General features: G+C 62.2%; 20 protein-coding genes. 7 read left to right on the plus strand and 13 right to left on the minus strand.

Annotated elements, in window-relative coordinates:
* Window positions 1–26 precede the first annotated feature (26 nt).
* The gene (gene ychF, locus AB4Y85_RS02855; protein ID WP_441983343.1) at window positions 27–1,124 is read left to right on the plus strand and encodes a redox-regulated ATPase YchF; all 1,098 of its coding nucleotides are present in this window, start codon (window positions 27–29) and stop codon (window positions 1,122–1,124) included.
* A gap of 88 nt (window positions 1,125–1,212) precedes the next feature.
* A complete protein-coding gene (locus AB4Y85_RS02860) occupies window positions 1,213–1,377 on the plus strand; it encodes a hypothetical protein (protein WP_441983344.1) in 165 nt (54 codons plus the stop codon).
* 61 nt (window positions 1,378–1,438) lie between these two features.
* Here the strand turns inward: AB4Y85_RS02860 and AB4Y85_RS02865 are convergent, their stop codons facing one another.
* Window positions 1,439–1,861, minus strand: coding sequence for a group III truncated hemoglobin (locus AB4Y85_RS02865; RefSeq protein WP_441983345.1), 423 nt, complete (start codon window positions 1,859–1,861; stop codon window positions 1,439–1,441).
* Window positions 1,862–2,035: 174 nt separating this feature from the next.
* Between AB4Y85_RS02865 and nfi the strand changes: the two genes are divergently transcribed.
* Together nfi and AB4Y85_RS02875 are read left to right on the plus strand one after the other, a co-directional pair.
* On the plus strand, window positions 2,036–2,704 hold the full coding sequence (nfi, locus tag AB4Y85_RS02870) for a deoxyribonuclease V (RefSeq protein ID WP_441983346.1): 669 nt from the start codon (window positions 2,036–2,038) through the stop codon (window positions 2,702–2,704).
* Window positions 2,705–2,758: 54 nt separating this feature from the next.
* The gene (locus tag AB4Y85_RS02875) at window positions 2,759–3,775 is read left to right on the plus strand and encodes a MaoC family dehydratase (RefSeq protein WP_441983347.1); all 1,017 of its coding nucleotides are present in this window, start codon (window positions 2,759–2,761) and stop codon (window positions 3,773–3,775) included.
* A gap of 89 nt (window positions 3,776–3,864) precedes the next feature.
* On the opposite strand, the gene AB4Y85_RS02880 is transcribed toward AB4Y85_RS02875, so the two are convergent.
* Window positions 3,865–4,446 (minus strand): HD domain-containing protein, encoded by a 582-nt coding sequence (locus tag AB4Y85_RS02880; protein WP_441983348.1) that lies wholly within the window; start codon window positions 4,444–4,446, stop codon window positions 3,865–3,867.
* Window positions 4,447–4,457: 11 nt separating this feature from the next.
* Complete coding sequence (locus tag AB4Y85_RS02885) at window positions 4,458–5,003, minus strand: adenine phosphoribosyltransferase (protein ID WP_441983697.1); 546 nt, start codon at window positions 5,001–5,003, stop codon at window positions 4,458–4,460.
* Window positions 5,004–5,055: 52 nt separating this feature from the next.
* Between AB4Y85_RS02885 and AB4Y85_RS02890 the strand changes: the two genes are divergently transcribed.
* Complete coding sequence (locus tag AB4Y85_RS02890) at window positions 5,056–5,247, plus strand: hypothetical protein (RefSeq protein ID WP_441983349.1); 192 nt, start codon at window positions 5,056–5,058, stop codon at window positions 5,245–5,247.
* Here AB4Y85_RS02890 and AB4Y85_RS02895 read toward each other — a convergent pair.
* From AB4Y85_RS02895 to AB4Y85_RS02920, 6 genes are all read right to left on the minus strand, one after another.
* Window positions 5,244–6,128, minus strand: a complete 885-nt coding sequence (locus AB4Y85_RS02895) for an S-methyl-5'-thioadenosine phosphorylase (RefSeq protein WP_441983350.1) — start codon at window positions 6,126–6,128, stop codon at window positions 5,244–5,246. The genes AB4Y85_RS02890 and AB4Y85_RS02895 overlap by 4 nt on opposite strands.
* A gap of 75 nt (window positions 6,129–6,203) precedes the next feature.
* Window positions 6,204–6,812, minus strand: a complete 609-nt coding sequence (locus AB4Y85_RS02900) for a hypothetical protein (RefSeq protein ID WP_441983351.1) — start codon at window positions 6,810–6,812, stop codon at window positions 6,204–6,206.
* Window positions 6,813–6,891: 79 nt separating this feature from the next.
* A complete protein-coding gene (locus AB4Y85_RS02905; protein ID WP_441983352.1) occupies window positions 6,892–7,776 on the minus strand; it encodes a cytochrome c1 in 885 nt (294 codons plus the stop codon).
* Between the two features lie 23 nt (window positions 7,777–7,799).
* Window positions 7,800–9,080, minus strand: coding sequence for a cytochrome b (locus AB4Y85_RS02910; protein ID WP_441983353.1), 1,281 nt, complete (start codon window positions 9,078–9,080; stop codon window positions 7,800–7,802).
* A gap of 27 nt (window positions 9,081–9,107) precedes the next feature.
* The gene (gene petA, locus AB4Y85_RS02915) at window positions 9,108–9,659 is read right to left on the minus strand and encodes a ubiquinol-cytochrome c reductase iron-sulfur subunit (RefSeq protein WP_441983354.1); all 552 of its coding nucleotides are present in this window, start codon (window positions 9,657–9,659) and stop codon (window positions 9,108–9,110) included.
* Between the two features lie 204 nt (window positions 9,660–9,863).
* Entirely contained in the window at window positions 9,864–11,720 is a 1,857-nt protein-coding gene (locus AB4Y85_RS02920) for an ABC transporter ATP-binding protein (protein ID WP_441983355.1), read from the minus strand.
* A 203-nt stretch (window positions 11,721–11,923) separates the two neighbouring features.
* Between AB4Y85_RS02920 and AB4Y85_RS02925 the strand changes: the two genes are divergently transcribed.
* Together AB4Y85_RS02925 and hemF are read left to right on the plus strand one after the other, a co-directional pair.
* Window positions 11,924–12,397, plus strand: coding sequence for a tRNA (cytidine(34)-2'-O)-methyltransferase (locus AB4Y85_RS02925; RefSeq protein ID WP_441983356.1), 474 nt, complete (start codon window positions 11,924–11,926; stop codon window positions 12,395–12,397).
* Between the two features lie 11 nt (window positions 12,398–12,408).
* Window positions 12,409–13,305 carry an oxygen-dependent coproporphyrinogen oxidase gene (hemF, locus tag AB4Y85_RS02930; RefSeq protein WP_441983357.1) on the plus strand — a complete coding sequence of 299 codons (897 nt, stop codon included), beginning with the start codon at window positions 12,409–12,411 and terminating at the stop codon, window positions 13,303–13,305.
* A gap of 264 nt (window positions 13,306–13,569) precedes the next feature.
* Here hemF and AB4Y85_RS02935 read toward each other — a convergent pair whose 3' ends face one another.
* From AB4Y85_RS02935 to AB4Y85_RS02950, 4 genes are read right to left on the minus strand one after another with little or no spacing between them, the layout of a single operon-like run.
* Window positions 13,570–14,811, minus strand: coding sequence for a CCA tRNA nucleotidyltransferase (locus AB4Y85_RS02935; RefSeq protein ID WP_441983358.1), 1,242 nt, complete (start codon window positions 14,809–14,811; stop codon window positions 13,570–13,572).
* Window positions 14,808–15,065 (minus strand): DUF6111 family protein, encoded by a 258-nt coding sequence (locus AB4Y85_RS02940; RefSeq protein ID WP_441983359.1) that lies wholly within the window; start codon window positions 15,063–15,065, stop codon window positions 14,808–14,810. Before AB4Y85_RS02940 ends, AB4Y85_RS02935 begins: the two co-directional genes overlap by 4 nt.
* Window positions 15,062–15,700 (minus strand): CoA pyrophosphatase, encoded by a 639-nt coding sequence (locus AB4Y85_RS02945; RefSeq protein WP_441983360.1) that lies wholly within the window; start codon window positions 15,698–15,700, stop codon window positions 15,062–15,064. The genes AB4Y85_RS02940 and AB4Y85_RS02945 overlap by 4 nt, the downstream gene beginning before the upstream one ends.
* On the minus strand, window positions 15,697–16,299 hold the full coding sequence (locus AB4Y85_RS02950; RefSeq protein ID WP_441983361.1) for a DUF1285 domain-containing protein: 603 nt from the start codon (window positions 16,297–16,299) through the stop codon (window positions 15,697–15,699). Before AB4Y85_RS02950 ends, AB4Y85_RS02945 begins: the two co-directional genes overlap by 4 nt.
* Between the last annotated feature and the right edge of the window lie 174 nt (window positions 16,300–16,473).

Here is a 16,473-nt window from a genome sequence, read left to right on the forward strand (position 1 = left end):
ATCGGCCAGAAACAAGGAGTGAGGCCATGGGCTTCAAGATGGGCATCGTCGGTCTGCCGAATGTCGGCAAATCCACCCTCTTCAATGCGCTGACGCAGACGGCGGCGGCGCAGGCTGCGAACTATCCGTTCTGCACCATCGAGCCGAATGTGGGCGACGTGGCCGTGCCGGATGAGCGCCTGGATCAGCTCGCGTCCATTGGGGGCTCGGCCCAGATCATCCCGACGCGCCTCACCTTCGTGGACATCGCCGGCCTCGTGCGCGGCGCGTCGCAGGGCGAAGGCCTCGGCAACCAGTTTCTCGCCAACATCCGCGAAGTGGATGCCATCGCCCACGTGGTGCGCTGCTTCGAGGACACTGACATCACACACGTCGAAGGCAAGATCGACCCCACCGCCGATATCGAGACCATCGAGACGGAGCTGATGCTGGCCGACCTCGACAGCCTCGAGAAGCGCGTCACCGCGCTCGAGAAGAAGGCCAAGGGTAACGACAAAGAGGCGAAGGAAACGCTCGACCTCGTCAACCGCTGCCTGCCGCTTCTGCGCGACGGCAAGCCCGCCCGCCTGGTGGAGCGCAAGCCTGAGGAAGAGCGCCTGTTCCAGATGCTGGGCCTGCTTTCCTCGAAGCCGGTTCTCTACGTGTGCAATGTGGAGGAAGCTTCCGCCGATCAGGGCAACAGCTTCTCGGCAAAGGTGTTCGAGCGCGCTAGGCAAGAGGGCGCGAAGGCCGTCGTCGTCTCGGCCAAGATCGAGAGCGAGATCGCCGTTCTCGATGCGGCCGAGCAGAAGGATTATCTCGATGCCATCGGCCTTGCCGAGCCCGGCCTCAACCGCGTGATCCGCGCGGGCTATGAGCTGCTCGGCCTCATCACCTACTTCACGGTCGGCCCCAAGGAAGCGCGCGCCTGGACGATCACCAGGGGCACCAAGGCCCCCGGCGCCGCCGGCGTGATCCATACGGATTTCGAGAAGGGCTTCATCCGCGCTGAGACCATCGCTTACGTGGATTACACCACGCTGAAGGGCGAAGCGGGCGCGCGCGATGCGGGCAAGCTGCGCCTTGAGGGCAAGGAATACACGGTGCAGGACGGTGACGTCATGCACTTCCGCTTCAACATCTAAAGCGAACCTGTCGGAATCCTGAACGCCCGCTTCGCGGAGCGTTCAGGGCCGTTCTGCTTTGTTGTCCTTCATCATAGGACAGTGATCCATGCAGGACCTTCTTCACTCATTCATCTCTACCATCATCGCGCCTGGCTACGGCAGCGCCGAGTTCTTCGTCGCCGTGCTCGTGGCCTGCGGCCTCCTCATGATCGCGATCTCGTCCCTCCTGCCGAAGACAGCTTCGGACGAGTTGGAATGGTGGGAGCGCTAAGCGCGCTAAGGCATTTTCAGGCAAAGTGGATGCCGGTTTGCCGTAAAGAAAATGCCCCTAACTATGGCAAGCGCAACGCTTTCGGGCCTATCCCCAAGCCGATCTGCAGGCTCTCGGCGATGCGCTGGGCCCGGACGATGAAGAACTCCGCCGCATCCGGCTCGAAGAGCTCCCGCGCCGTCCCCTCGAACAGCTCCAGCCAGCGGCTGAAAAGCTGCTCGTTGAGAGGCAGCCCGAAATGGGCCGCCTGCGGCTTGCCGCTGTAGCGCGCGGTTCTCAGCGCAATCGACGACCAGAAATCCACCATGATCGCCAGATGCTCGCTCCAGCGGCCCGACAGGGCTTTGCTGAAGATCGGGCCGAGGTCCGGATCCTTCAGCACGCGGTCATAGAACGTGACCACAAGCTCGCGGATCATCTCCTCTGTCACGCCTTCGGCGGGAGTGATGATGGGAATGCTGCGGCCTGTCGCGGAATGGGCCAATGTCGGTCTCTCTCGACGGGATGAACTGGATTTGCCTTTTACAGGCTTTATGACCTCGATCGTGGCATAAAACCATCCGGAACATTCCTGAGCTGAAGCCTGCACATGGCCGTTTTCGGATCGTTCGGGAATCTTGGGCGTTGACAGAGACATCGTTCTCTTCAGCTTAACCGCATGCAGCTTCACCACAGACACGACTGGAATCTCACACCCTCGGAGGCCATCGCCCTGCAGCAGCAATTGCGCAGCGAGGTCGTCTCGGACCGACCTATCGATCTCGCCGCGGTCAAGCTGGTCGCGGGCGTCGATGTGAGCGTGAAGAACGAGCAGTCGCAGGCGGCCATCGTGGTGATGACTTATCCCGGATTTCTGCACGTCGAGACGGTGCTGGCGCAACGCCCTACCCCGTTTCCCTATGTGCCGGGTTTGTTGAGCTTTCGCGAAGGGCCGGTGCTGGAGGAGGCATTCGAGAAGCTGAAGGCCGAGCCGGACGTGTTCCTGTTCGACGGCATGGGCATCGCCCATCCCCGCCGCATCGGTATCGCCAGCCATATGGGCCTGTGGCTCCAGCGCCCCACCATCGGCTGCGGCAAGACCCTGCTCTGCGGCCGCTATAAGGACCTCGGCGAAGAGAAGGGATCCGCCGCGCCTCTCATCGACCGCAAGGAGACCATCGGGGTGGCACTGCGCACCCGCACCGCCAAGAACCCGATGTTCATCTCGCCCGGACACTTGGCCGATATTGCCACGGCAGCAGAACTCGTATTGCGGTGTTCACCAAAGTATCGCTTGCCCGAGCCGATCCGCCTGGCGCACAACGCAGCTGGACAATTCAACCCTTAATCAGGCCGATCCAGCGTAGCGCCGACCCAGATCCCATTGCAAAGATCGAGACCGATGCCCCGTTTTGCCTTTGAAGATTTCACGCCCGGCCACACGCAGATGCTTGGCCCCATCACCGTCGCGAAGGAGCATATCCTAGGCTTCGCGCGGGAGTACGACGCGCAGCCCTTCCACGTGGACGAGATCGCCGCCAAGGACAGCTTCATCGGCACCCTCATCGCCTCAGGCTGGCACACCTGCTGCATCAACATGCGCCTCGTCGCGGACGAGACCCTGCTCGATTCCACCGCCATGGGGGCGCCCGGCATCGAAGAGGTGAAATGGCTCAAACCCGTGCGGCCGGGCGATACCCTGCGCTCGCGCATGACGATCCTTGACAGCCGTCCCTCGAAGAGCAAACCCAATCTCGGCCTCGTGCGGTTCGGCTATGAGATGATGAACCAGGCCGATGAGACCGTGTTCACCCAGAAGAACTGGGTCATGTTCGCCCGCCGGGACGCGGAGCCTTTCGCAGGCGGCGGAAAAGGCGTGCTGGCGGCTGTCGCTTCCTCCATGCCGGGGAAAGTACCGGAACGGGAAATCCCGCATATCTCGGCCAATCCCTATTTCGAGGACCTGGTGATCGGCGAGACGGAGGAGCTGGGCTCCCACACCTTCGAGCCCGACGACATCATCCGCTTCGCCAGACAATTCGATCCGCAGCCCTTCCATGTGGACGCGGAGGCTGCGAAGAACAGCCTGTTCGGCTCTCTCTGCGCCTCGGGCTGGCAGACGGCAAGCGTGTGGATGAAGCACATGGTGGCCTATCGCGACCGCATCCGTACCAGCGCCCTCGCCCGTGGAACTAGGCCCGCGCGGCTCGGCCCCTCCCCCGGCTTCACTAACCTGAAATGGCTGAAACCCGTCTATGCGGGCGACACGGTAACGTACCGCACGACGGTCACCGCCAAGCGCACCTCCGCCTCGCGCCCCGGCTGGGGCCTCGTGTTCCACCACAATACCGGCACGAACCAGCATGGCGAGGACGTGTTCTCCTTCGACGGCATGGTGTTCTGGGAGCGGCAGGCGTAGAGCTGCTTCCACTTACGTGGAATCATCTCTGTTCTTTGTTGGACCGCATTTTTTAACGGCGAACCGGAGCCACTTTGCCGAAAAATGCTCTAACGTTTGCCCTTCGCGGCATCGGCCTGCGCCTGCGTCTCCTCGTCGAGAATGGCGCGAAGCGTTGCGAGAAAGGGATGGGCGGAAGTCTGCTTCTGCCCGTAGCCCAGATTGAAAGCGTAATCGAAGTCTTGCGGGTTCTTGCCCTGAACGTGCTGGAGAATGGTCTCCAGCTTGTCGAGCCCCTTGGCGAGAACGGCTTCAGGTGAAGCAGCGGTCTCGTATTCCTCCCAAAGCTCGATGATCTCGGCGCGTTTCTTCGCATCGAGCGCCTGAGTGAGCACTTCGAGATCGGCCCTTTCCTGAGCGGACTTATTCATGTCGCCAGTCTGATAGATGGCGGGGATGTCGCCGCTCAGGGCCTCGCCGAGATCGTGAACGATGCAGAGCTTGATGAGACGCAACAGATCGATGTTCTCGAACTCATCCGCGAAGACGAGCGCCATGAGGCACAGACGCCAACTATGCTCGGCCGTGCTCTCGGGGCGCCCTCCCGAGGTGAAGCCGCTGCGCAGGGTGCTCTTGAGCCTTTCCGCCTCGCGCAGAAACGCCAGCGCGCCTTGGATGCGATCCGCCGACATCGTCGGTTACCTCAGTGTCCCTCGAAGCTCACGAGGCTGCGCACTTCCACACCGAGATCGCGCAGCTTTTTCGCGCCGCCGAGATCGGGCAGGTCGATGATGAAGCATGCGGCGATGATGTTGGCGCCCATCTGTCGCAATAGCTGTGTCGCAGCCACAGCCGTGCCGCCGGTGGCGATGAGATCGTCCACCAGGATCACGCGCTCGTCCTGGCCGATGGCATCCGTGTGGATCTCCATCTCGTCCACGCCGTATTCGAGCGAATAGGCAATGCGCACGGTCTCATGAGGCAGCTTGCCCTTCTTGCGGATCGGCACGAAGCCGGACGAGAGCTGATGCGCGACCGCACCGCCGAGGATGAACCCGCGCGCTTCGATGCCCGCGACCTTGTCGATCCGTCCGCCGGCGAAGGGATGAACCAGTTCGTCCACCGAGCGGCGGAAAGCCCGCGCGTCACCGAGCAGCGTCGTGATGTCGCGAAACACGATGCCGGGCTTCGGGTAATCCGGAATCGAACGGATCGCTGATTTGAGATCGGTGAGGAGACGCTGGTCCATCATTGAGCCTGCCATAAGTGAGAAGTGTTGAGGTCATCCGAGGAGCTGAACCATGGCCGAGCAACCCTCCCGAACCGTTCTGACCGATATCGATATCCCTTTTGGAAGCCTTGTCCTGTTCTTCGTCAAGGCCTCTCTCGCCGCCATCCCCGCCACCATCATCGTCATGTTCATCCTCGCCTTCATCAGCTGGATCTTCGGTGCGCTGTTCGGCTTGGGCCATATGGGCTGGATGATGCGCTAAGCCTGCCGAGGCTTCAGCACCCGCCCAGCCACCGCATCGAGCTTCCTCAGAAGTTCAGGATCGCGCGCGGAAGGCGCCGTCATGATGGCGCCGTCGAGGGCGTGGTTGGAGCCGACGGGACATGGTTCATGCTCAGAGGGGAAGTCGCGGGCGATGCGGGCGAGGAGGCCCGCCACCTTCGTGGCGTTCTGGTGCGCCACGGCCACCACGGCGGCCACATCCACGTCGTCATGTTCCGGGTGCCAGCAATCGTAATCGGTCACCATGGCGATAGTGGAGTAAGAGATTTCCGCCTCGCGGGCGAGCTTGGCTTCCGGCATCGCCGTCATGCCGATCACATCGTAGCCGAGATTTTTGTAAGTCATGGATTCGGCATAAGTGGAGAATTGCGGTCCCTCGATGCACACCAGGGTGCCGCCGATGGTGAAGGGGATCCGCTCCGCCACCGCCGCATCGGCGATGCGCTGGCGCAAGATTGGGCTCACCGGATGCGCCATGGGCACATGGGCGACGCAGCCTTTACCAAAGAACGAACCCTCGCGCTTGTGCGTGCGGTCCACATACTGATCTACTAGCACGAAGAAGCCGGGATAATACTCTTCCCTAAACGAACCGCAGGCGGAGACGGAGATCAGGTCCGTGACGCCGGCCCGCTTCATCACATCGATATTGGCGCGGTAATTGATGTCGGAGGGCGACAGGCGGTGGCCGCGGCCATGGCGAGGCAGAAATGCCACATTCGTCTCGCCGATGCGCCCGATGCGCAGCGCGTCCGACGGCTCGCCCCAGGGAGACGCGATGCGCTCCTCACGCATGTCCTCGATCCCCGGAAGGTCATAGACGCCGGAACCGCCGATGATGCCTAGGATCGCTTTCGTCATGGGGCTCTCGCTCTCCGGTCGCTCAGAATCGGAGCGAACCATAACCGCTGCCCCGCCGATCCCCAAACCTGGTTCTCACCTCAAGGAGAATGAGCGAAGTTCGTCATATTCCGTGCAGGGAAAACGCCTCTCGCGAACGAGCTTGATGCTTTCCACACGGGCGCGAACCGTAACCGGCAAGCTCTCGATGGCCGCAACCACCTCGTCCGGTATCGTGGCCGAGACCTGATACCGGGCCAGCGTGGAATGGATGAGGTTGTAGCGTATGGTCTTTAGGCCCGGCGGCGGTGGGATGTGTTCGGCGATCCTGTGCCGGATCTCCTCGATCAGACCTGTAGTTTCCGCCGCGACGGCGATGATGGCCGTATCCGTCACCTTGAGGCGCGAATAGGTGAGTTCGATCGGACCGTGGCCCTGACAAAGGCTGTCCAGTATTTCACCGCAAGGTCCGGCAATGCTTTGCCAATAGGCTTCCTTGTCGAACCGGTCCTTCACATTGGCAAGCGCGTAAAGGGTCTGGTGAAGGGCATCGGGAGGGGCCTTATGCAGTGGATAGGGCCAGAGCGCGGCGACGGCCTTCTGCACCTCTCCAAGAGAGTGTTGAGCCTCGGCGCTCAGATGCGGCTGGACATGGAAGGCGAGGCAGGGTTGGCCCCAGATATCGTCGGCGAGGGTCTTCAGCATGGTTGCGAGATTAGACAGCCCGGCAACAAAATCATCACAAAAGAAAAAGGCCCCGAAACAGGGGCCTTTCTCATGAATCTTACGGGTTGTGCGTCATCGGAGGCGTTGCGTGGCCTTCGACCTCGCCGCCCACACGAGCCCAGACCTTCTTCTTGGTGAAGTAAAGCAGGCCGGACAGGACGAGCAGGAACAGCATCACCTGGAAGCCAAGGCGCTTGCGGGCTTCGAGGTGCGGCTCCGCCGCCCACATCAGGAATGCCGTCACGTCGTGGGCATACTGATCGAGCGTCTCGGGCACCTGAGGCTGGCCGGCCTCGTTCTTCGGATATTCGACCTGGCCGTCGCTGAGCGGCTTCGGCATCGCAATGACGTGGCCCGGGAAGTAGTGGTTGTAGTGACCACCCTGGGGCACCTGGAAGCCGGCCGGAGGTTCCTCGTAGCCGTTGAGCAGCGCCACGAGATAATCGGCGCCGTTCTCGGAATACTGACGGAACACATCGGTAATGAACCAGGGGAAACCGCGCTCATAGGTACGGGCCTTGGCCATTAAGGAGAGATCCGGCGGTGCCTTGCCGCCGTTAGCGGCGGCAGCCGCGTTCTCGTTCGGGAACGGCGACGGAAGGTGGTCAGCCGCACGGCCGGCACGCTCGAACATGTCGCCGGCCTCGTTCGGGCCGTCCTGGATCTTGTACTCGGCGGCAAGCGCCTTCACCTGGGCCTCGGAGAATTGCGGTCCGCCGGGCTGGGAGAGATTGCGGAAGGCCACGTAGCTCAGGCCGTGGCAGGAGGCGCAGACCTCCCGGTAGACCTTGAAGCCGCGCTGGAGCTGCGCCCGGTCGAAGGTACCGAACGGACCCTGGAAGCTCCATTTCTGCGGCGGCGGGACCGGGGTCTCGCCGGCGGCGAAGGCCGGAGCTGCGAGGCCGAAAACGGCCGCGGCGATGAGAAGAGTACGCTTCATCATTGTTCTTTTCCTCAACGCTCGCATCAGCCCTTGGAATGCGGTTCGGCATTGGCGCCGGACGGCATGCCCGCTCCGCCCTTCTGCACGCCCATCACGGATTCGAGGATCGAATTCGGCAGCGGCAGCGGACGCTCGATGAAACCGAGCACCGGCAGGACGATCAGGAAGTGGGCGAAATAAAGCACGGTAGCGATCTGCGACGCGATCACGTACCAGCCCTCGGCGGGACGCGAACCGAGCCAGCCCAGGAACACGCAGACAGCCACGAAGAGCCAGAAGAACTGCTTGTAGAGCGGACGGTAAGCGGTCGAGCGGACCTTCGAGGTGTCGAGCCAGGGCATGAACACCCAGATCACGATGGCCGAGCCCATGGCGATGACGCCGCCGAGCTTGTCGGGAATGGCGCGCAGGATCGCGTAGAAGGGCAGGAAGTACCACTCGGGCACAATGTGAGCGGGCGTGACAGCCGGGTTCGCCGGGATGTAGTTGTCCGCATGGCCGAGATAGTTCGGCATGTAGAACACCCAATAGGCGAAGAACAGCATGAACACGACGACGGCGAAGATGTCCTTGATCGTGGCGTAGGGCGTGAACGGCACCGCGTCCTTGCCCGACTTGATCGGAATGCCGGTCGGGTTGTTCTGGCCCGGCACGTGCAGAGCCCAGATGTGCAGGGCGACGACGCCGGCGATCATGAAGGGCAGCAGGTAGTGCAGGGAGAAGAAGCGGTTCAAGGTCGGGTTACCCACCGAATAGCCGCCCCAGAGGTAGCTGACGATGGTCTCGCCGACGACCGGGATCGCCGAGAAGAGGTTGGTGATCACAGTGGCGCCCCAGAAGCTCATCTGGCCCCAGGGAAGCACGTAGCCCATGAAGGCGGTGGCCATCATCAGGATGAAGATGATCACGCCGAGGATGTAGAGAACCTCGCGCGGGGCCTTGTAGGAGCCGTAGTAGAAGTTCCGGAAGATGTGGATGTACACGGCCACGAAGAACATGGACGCGCCGTTGGCGTGCAGGTAGCGGATGAGCCAGCCGTAGTTCACGTCGCGCATGATGTGCTCGACGGACTGGAAGGCCATGGCGGCGTTCGGCGTGTAGTACATGGCCAGGAACACGCCGGTCACGATCTGCGACACGAGCATGAAGGCCAGGATGGCGCCGAAGGTCCAGAAATAGGTCAGGTTCCGGGGGACCGGGAACGCGATGAACGAGGAATGGACGAGCCCCGCGATGGGCAAGCGGCTTTCGAACCACTTGCCGAAGGCGCTCTTGGGAACATAAGTCGTGGAATGTGAGCTCATGGATATCGCCTGATCGTCGCGGTGGGTTTACGCCGTTGCTTCTTCTTGGCCGATCACGATCTTCGTGTCGGATGTGAAGGCATAGGGCGGGATCGGCAGATTGATCGGCGCCGGGCCGCCGCGGACGCGGCCGGAGGTGTCGAACACCGAGCCGTGGCACGGGCAGAACCAGCCATGGTACTCGCCTTGCTGGCCGAGCGGCACGCAGCCCAGATGGGTGCAGTTACCGAAGACGACGAGCCATTGAGGCTTGCCTTCCTTCACGCGGGCCGAGTCTGCTTGAGGATCGCGCAGCGAGGACACGTTCACGTCCTCGGCGGCCTTGATCTCTTCCGCCGTGCGGTGCCGGACGAAGATCAGCTTGCCGCGCCAGAAAAGCTTCACGATCTGGCCTTCGGCAATCGGGGTCAGGTCGACTTCGACGGGGGCGCCCGCAGCCACAGTCGCCGCGTCGGGCGCCAGGGAGCTGACGAAGGGCCATACGAGGGTAGCACCGCCCACGACGGCGGCTGCGCCCGTGGCGATATAGAGGAAATCGCGCCGTGTCGGCTCTGCGATGGTCGTGGTGGTCTCGGCCACTTGGCTCTCCAGCATTGATCCAAAAACGAGAACCGCGCGTCTGAAATGCTTGGTAACCCAGGCATCAGGCGCCCTGTTCCCCCAAGTCGAGGAAGCATAGGCGGCAACGCGCGCGCAATGCGACTGGGAGTCGCCGCGCGGGCGCTCTTTGGCACGGCCAAGCCCGCCTGTCCATAGCCGATTGGAGTTGTTCCAGCCTAACCCTTACGCCGAAACCGCTTCGTCGGCTCCGAGGAACCCTCCCGACTGACGCCGCCAGAGCCTCGCATAGAGCCCTTCCCGCTCCAGGAGTTCTCCATGGGTCCCCTCCTCCACGATCCGGCCTTTCTCGATCACGATGAGCCGGTCGAGGGCGGCAATCGTGGAAAGCCGATGGGCAATGGCGAGCACCGTCTTGCCCTCCATGAGAGTGGAGAGCGATTCCTGAATGGCGGCCTCCACTTCGGAGTCGAGGGCCGAGGTCGCCTCGTCCAGCACAAGGATCGGCGCATCCTTCAGGATCACCCGGGCAATGGCGATGCGCTGGCGCTGCCCGCCGGAGAGCTTCACGCCCCGCTCACCCACATGGGCGTCGTAGCCCCGGCGGCCCTTGTGGTCCTCCAGCTCCAGAATGAAGTCATGGGCATGGGCAAGACGGGCGGCCTCGACGATCTCCGCCTCCATGGCGCCAGGGCGGCCATAGGCGATGTTGTCCCGGATCGAGCGGTGGAGAAGCGAGGTATCCTGCGTCACCACGGCGATGGAATCCCTTAAGGAATCCTGGCCGACCCTGGAAATATCCTGCCCGTCGATGAGGATTCGCCCGCTTTCAACGTCATGAAGGCGCAGGAGTAGCGAGGTGATGGTGGTCTTGCCCGCGCCGCTGGTCCCCACGAGGCCGACCTTCTCGCCGGCCCGGATCGTCAGGTCGAGCCCGTCGATCACCCCCTCCTCCCTGCCATAATGGAAAGAGACGTCTTCGAACCGGATCTCTCCACGCGGCACCGCAAGCCTGGGAGCCTGGGGCACATCGGTCAGCCCATGCGGCCGGGCGATGGTCTGCATGCTCTCCTGCACCGTGCCGATATTCTCGAACACGTCCCGCACCTCGTGCATCACCCAGCCGGACATGGCGAGGATGCGCATGACGAGGGCCAACCCCGCCGCCGCCTCGCCGCTCGTCATGACGCCCCGGCTCCAGAGGATGACGGAGAAGGCGCCGGTCGCCGCCAGAAGCAGGCTGTTCATGAGGGACAGAAGGCCGGTCACGACCGAGTTGAGCCTCAGCGATCTGAGGAAGGCCTCCGTATTAGCCCCCACCGCCTCCTTGACCGCCGAGCGCTCCTCGTCGGCGCGGGCGAAGAGTTTGACGGTGAGGATGTTGGTGTAGCTGTCGACGACCCGGCCCACGAGGGCCGAGCGGGTATCGGCGACCTTCAGGGACCGTTCCTTGGCGCGCGGCACGAAGAAATACAGAAGAAGCGCATAACCCATGATCCAGAGGCCCATGGGCAGGGCGAGCCAGGGGCTGACGCTGGAGAAGACCCCGAGCGCCGTGACGGCATAGATCAGCACATAGAGCAGCGTATCGATGAGGGTGACCGCGATGCTGCGGATGGCGCCGCCGCCCTGCATGATGCGGTTGGCGAGCCTTCCCGCGAAATCCGCCTGGAAATAGCTGACCGCATGGCCGAGCGTGTAGACATGGGTCCGCCAGCGGACCAGGTTGGTGCTCTGGGGGATGATGACCTGGTTGGAGATCACCTCATGGGCGAAGTTCAGGATGGGCCGAATGAAGATGACGAGGCCAGCCATGAATAGAAGCGCGGTGCCGTGATCGGCCCAGATCCTTTCCGGCGTCGAAGTCGCTAGAATATCCACCAGCCGGCCCAGCAGGATGTAGAGCGACGATTCGAACAGGCCGACAACCAGGGAGACGAAGAATAGGATCACGAGCCAGAAGCGGACCGGCTTGAGGTAATGCCAGGTAAAGCCGCTGACCGTGTTCGGCGGGGTCTCACCCTCATTGAACGGCGCGAACACGTCGATCCGCTTTTCGAGCCAACGGAATAGTCTCATCATTCGATACTCATCCTGACGTCCCCTGCTTCAACCTAAAGCATCGTGCGGAAAAGTGGGTCCGGTTTTCCGCCAGAACGATGCTCTAAGCTAAGGAGAGAAGCATCGGATTGATCCCAAAAGTGCAAATCCACTTTTGGGTCCGATGCTTTGGAACGTGAAGCGTTCACTTGACGCGGAGGCCGCCTGACCCGATGACGGATGTCATGCCTCATCTAGCCATCTACCAACCGGACATTCCCCAGAACACCGGCACCATGCTGCGCCTGGCCGCCTGCCTCGGCGTGCCCGTGGACATCATCGAGCCGGCGGCCTTCGATGTCTCGGACCGGAACCTGCGTCGTTCGGGCATGGATTACCTGAACAGCGTAACAATTACACGTCACATTTCCTGGCGCGCCTTCGAGGAGTGGCGACGGGAGACCGGGGGGCGGCTGATCTTGGCCACTACGAAGGGGGCGATGCCCTATACCGACTTCGCTTATCAGCCCAACGATATCATCATGGTCGGCAGGGAATCCGCCGGCGTGCCCGATGAAGTGCATGAGGCAGCGGATTCCAGGATTATCATTCCCATGCAGCCGGGCTTGCGCTCCCTCAACGTGGCGGTGACCGCCGCGATGATGCTGGGCGAGGCCTTGCGACAAACCCATACCTTCCCCATTCCCCCACAAGCCTGAAGCGACACGCCATGATCGACAAAGCCGATATCGAGCGCCTGCAGATCGAAGCGCCCCTCTGGTTCGCAGCCCTGCGCGACCGTATCTGCGCCGCATTCGAAGCTCTGGAAGACGAGGTTACGGCGCCGCTCCTGCCCGAGGCTTCAAAGCCCGGCCGGTTCGAGCGCACGCCCTGGGAGCGCAAGGACCATACCGGCGCGCCGGGCGGCGGCGGGGTGATGTCGATGATGCGCGGGCGCGTGTTCGAGAAGGTGGGCGTGCATGTCTCGACCGTGCATGGCGAGTTCGCGCCGGAATTTCGCGGCCAGATCCCCGGTTCGGATCAGGACCCGAACTTCTGGGCCGGCGGCATCTCGCTCATCGCCCATCCATGGAACCCGAACGTGCCTACCGTTCATATGAACACCCGCTTCGTGGTGACTACAAAACCCTGGTTCGGCGGTGGTGCGGATCTCACCCCCGTGCTCGACCGGCGGCGTACGCAGGACGATCACGATACCGTCGCCTTCCATAACGCCCTGGAGGAGGCCTGCCATCGCCATGCGCCGGAGGGGTCATACGAAAAATACAAGAAGTGGTGCGACGAGTATTTCTATCTCAAGCACCGCCACGAGCCGCGCGGAATCGGCGGCATCTTCTACGATTATCACTGGACCGGCGATCCCGACCGGGACCTCGCCTTCACCAAGGATGTGGGCGAAGCCTTCCTGAAGATCTATCCCGGGATCGTGCGCCGCAACGTGTTCAACGATTGGACTGAACAAGACCGCATCGAGCAGCAGGTTCGGCGCGGGCGGTATGTGGAGTTCAACCTGCTCTACGACCGCGGCACGATCTTCGGATTGAAGACCGGCGGCAACATCGCGTCGATCCTGTCATCCATGCCGCCGACGGTGCGGTGGCCGTAACACCAAGCGTATCATCCCGGGCGGAGTGAGCCGATGCGGGATCGTTTTCAGGATCGAGCATTGTCATTCCGGGGCCGCGCGCAGGCGTGGAAACCCAACCACGACGATGCCAAGAAGAGCGCTATGGCTTCCGACTGCTTTATTCTGTGACCATCGTGGTTATGGGTCCCCGCCTTCGCGGGAATGACAGCGTTGTGATTTAGGCACTCCATTCTGCTCGCGATCCCGGATCTGCGCTTCGCTCCGTCCGGGATGACGTCCGAGTTAGGTTTGCGCCACGACTCGCCCGATCAAGCCCTGCGTGTAAGCGTCATCCGTCGGGCAACCTTCAGCAAGCCATGCCTGCCGCGCCTGCGCCAGCAATTCCCCCACTCTCGGCCCTTTCGGAACACCGCGCTCGATAAGGTCCGCGCCGCGCATGGGGAACACCGGCACCGGTTCCGCACCGCTGCGATATTGCTCAAGTGTAGCAAGCGCATTCTCGTGCACTTGTGGACGCGGCTCGCCGCCGATAGCGGACAGAACAACGCCGAGCACCTCGGCTCCATGCTCCGCCACGAGCTGGCGAATGGCTTTTGCATCGAGCGGAAGCGCCCAGGTTTTGAGAATGTTCAACAGCCTTGCATAGGCCACGAGTTTCTTGTGTTCGTCGTTCGACAACCGCAGATGCTCGCGTAGCCGCTCCGCATCCTCCTCGACCATCACGGCGAGAGCGGCGAGCCGCCAGATGGGAACCGGCTTCTCCCCGGCAATGACGCGGGAAAAACGCCCAAATTCCGCGGCGCCCGCGAGCAGCCATGTCAGAAATCCGTGATCCGCGAGAATGCAGATTGTCTCTTCCGCGCGGCGCGCCACAAGAAGCCTGAGCAGCTCGTGCCGGATTCTCTCCTTCGACAGGATCGTCAGACCCTGCCGCTCGGAGCCCGATGCGGCAAGCCCTTCAGGATCGGGATCGCCGTTCGAATATTCCGCATGGAAGCGGAAGAAACGCATGATGCGTAAGTAATCCTCGCGGATGCGGGTATGCGCATCGCCGATGAAGCGCACGCGCCGCGCGGCAAGGTCGGCTTCGCCATCGGTGTAATCGTAGAGTTTCCCATCGAGGCCTAGCGACAGGGCATTGATGGTGAAATCGCGCCGCTTGGCATCGAGGACGAAGTCGCGCCCGAAATGCACGACGGCATAGCGCCCGTCGGTTTCAACATCCTCGCGCAGGGTCGTGATTTCGAAAGGCTCGCCATCGACGATGACGGTGATGGTTCCGTGCTCGATGCCGGTGGGAACGGACTTGAAGCCTGCCTTATTCGCACGCTGGACGATTGCCTCCGGCAGCATGGTGGTCGTGCAATCGACTTCCGTCACGGGTCGCCCGAGAAGTGCATTGCGCACGGCACCGCCGACGATGCGCGTTTCCTCACTATTGCCGTTATAAATTTCGAGCAGGCGCCGTAATTGCGGGCGCTCGAGCAGCTCATGAAGCGCCTTATGGTCGAGCGGCTGATTCACTGAAACTGCCCCGGGACGACGCGTCCGTTTTCGATATGGGTCGGCACGAAGGCGCCGGTCTGACGCTCGGTCAAAAGGCCCGTGGCGACGAGCGACAGGATGACCAAAACAAGACCCGCGATTGCGAGCCAGAAGGATTGTTTGCTCCAGGAGGACCATGCCAGGGCATTGCGGCGCAGGATGACGAGATAGCCGCCAAAAAGCACGAAAGGCAGGAAGAACAGGACCAATCCCTGCAGGAACGCACGCGTCATACTGAATAAAGCCTTTCGTACAGGTTGCGGATGATTCCCGCAGTCACTCCCCAGATATAGTGCCCTTCATAGGGCATTGCATAATAGCGGCGAAGCTTGCCCTTCCACTCGCGGGAATGGAGCTCGTGGCGCGCCGGGTCCATGAGGAAGCTCATCGGCACCTCGAAGGTGTCGGCCACCTCATGCGGATTGAGGCTCAGGGTGTAGGAAGGAGAGATCCGCGCCACCACGGGAACGACCAAATAATTGGTGGTTGAGAGATAGGCATCGAGATAGCCGAGCGGCGCGATGAAGCGGCTGTCGAGGCCGATCTCTTCCTGCGCCTCCCGGAAGGCCGCATCGAGGATCGAAGCATCGGTTGGATCGACCCTTCCACCGGGAAAAGCGATCTGCCCCGAATGCTGCCGCAGATGGACGGAGCGCTCCGTCAGCAGCAAGGCGGGCTCCTCGCGCATGACGACGGGCACCAGCACGGCGGCGGGCTTCGGGCTTAAGGGATAGATCAGCGGCACGTCGTCGAGGCTGTGATCGCCGCGCGGATTGGCGAGTGCATCCTCAAGATGCGGCGGCTCGGGACGCAGCCGTTCAGCGGCAAGCGTGAGGAAATCCGGCTTGTCCAAAGGCGCCGTTCTCACGAGGCCTCTCCGAGATCGGCAACCGGAGAAATGGGAAAGAAGGCTCCGCCTGCCGCCACGCCGAACATGAGCTCTCCATCGACCTCCCGTTCTTCGGTCATGCCGATCAGATCGAGCGCCAAAGCCCGGGTGACGAGCGCCCAGAGATCGCCACGCACCTTCACATAGGGTTTTACGCCGCCATGAGCATCCTCATCGAAGCGCACCGGATTATCGGGACCGACCTGCACCAGGTCGTTCACATTCGTGCGGAAGGCGATCTGCCGATCCTTCCCCTCACCCTCGACGGCCATTTCCACGGCGAGGAACGGCGCATCGTCCACAACGATACCGACCCGCTCGACAGGGGTCACGAGCACATAGCGCTCCGGATCCTTGCGCAGGACGGTCGAAAACAGGCGCACCAGGGCCGGGCGGTTGATGGGCGTGCCCATGTAATGCCAGGAGCCGTCGGCGGCGATGCGCATGTCGATTTCCCCGCAATAGGGCGGGTTCCACCGCTCCACCGGAGGCGGCCCTTTACGGGCGGCATCGGAGCCGAGTGCTTCCGTGAGGCGGGACAGGGCAGTTCCCGGGGCTGAGAGAGTTGGATCGGTCATGACGCAAGCGTGAACAAGAAAGTGAATGGGGAGGATCGACGAATGGCCGGCAATGGTTACTTCCTAGAGCATAGAGTTCTCAGGCCCTTCGTCCAATCCATCGATTCTTGCTGCGGCGCATCGACCCTTGCATATCGACACGGATCGAAGGCAGACTAGCTCCCTGGGGGCTTA

Origin of the sequence: Microvirga sp. 2YAF29 (assembly GCF_052114605.1) — a bacterium.
Classification (GTDB): Bacteria; Pseudomonadota; Alphaproteobacteria; order Rhizobiales; family Beijerinckiaceae; genus Microvirga.

What these genes read in the sequence shown, in the direction of transcription:
- AB4Y85_RS02925 (WP_441983356.1), top strand. Translation starts at nt 11,924, where the DNA reads ATGCCTCATCTAGCCATCTACCAACCGGACATTCCCCAGAACACCGGC.
- AB4Y85_RS02875 (WP_441983347.1), top strand. Translation starts at nt 2,759, where the DNA reads ATGCCCCGTTTTGCCTTTGAAGATTTCACGCCCGGCCACACGCAGATG.
- hemF (WP_441983357.1), top strand. Translation starts at nt 12,409, where the DNA reads ATGATCGACAAAGCCGATATCGAGCGCCTGCAGATCGAAGCGCCCCTC.
- AB4Y85_RS02900 (WP_441983351.1), bottom strand. Translation starts at nt 6,812, where the DNA reads ATGCTGAAGACCCTCGCCGACGATATCTGGGGCCAACCCTGCCTCGCC.
- AB4Y85_RS02920 (WP_441983355.1), bottom strand. Translation starts at nt 11,720, where the DNA reads ATGATGAGACTATTCCGTTGGCTCGAAAAGCGGATCGACGTGTTCGCG.
- AB4Y85_RS02860 (WP_441983344.1), top strand. Translation starts at nt 1,213, where the DNA reads ATGCAGGACCTTCTTCACTCATTCATCTCTACCATCATCGCGCCTGGC.
- AB4Y85_RS02910 (WP_441983353.1), bottom strand. Translation starts at nt 9,080, where the DNA reads ATGAGCTCACATTCCACGACTTATGTTCCCAAGAGCGCCTTCGGCAAG.
- AB4Y85_RS02940 (WP_441983359.1), bottom strand. Translation starts at nt 15,065, where the DNA reads ATGACGCGTGCGTTCCTGCAGGGATTGGTCCTGTTCTTCCTGCCTTTC.
- AB4Y85_RS02890 (WP_441983349.1), top strand. Translation starts at nt 5,056, where the DNA reads ATGGCCGAGCAACCCTCCCGAACCGTTCTGACCGATATCGATATCCCT.
- AB4Y85_RS02950 (WP_441983361.1), bottom strand. Translation starts at nt 16,299, where the DNA reads ATGACCGATCCAACTCTCTCAGCCCCGGGAACTGCCCTGTCCCGCCTC.
- AB4Y85_RS02905 (WP_441983352.1), bottom strand. Translation starts at nt 7,776, where the DNA reads ATGATGAAGCGTACTCTTCTCATCGCCGCGGCCGTTTTCGGCCTCGCA.
- nfi (WP_441983346.1), top strand. Translation starts at nt 2,036, where the DNA reads ATGCAGCTTCACCACAGACACGACTGGAATCTCACACCCTCGGAGGCC.
- AB4Y85_RS02880 (WP_441983348.1), bottom strand. Translation starts at nt 4,446, where the DNA reads ATGTCGGCGGATCGCATCCAAGGCGCGCTGGCGTTTCTGCGCGAGGCG.
- ychF (WP_441983343.1), top strand. Translation starts at nt 27, where the DNA reads ATGGGCTTCAAGATGGGCATCGTCGGTCTGCCGAATGTCGGCAAATCC.
- AB4Y85_RS02885 (WP_441983697.1), bottom strand. Translation starts at nt 5,003, where the DNA reads ATGGACCAGCGTCTCCTCACCGATCTCAAATCAGCGATCCGTTCGATT.
- AB4Y85_RS02895 (WP_441983350.1), bottom strand. Translation starts at nt 6,128, where the DNA reads ATGACGAAAGCGATCCTAGGCATCATCGGCGGTTCCGGCGTCTATGAC.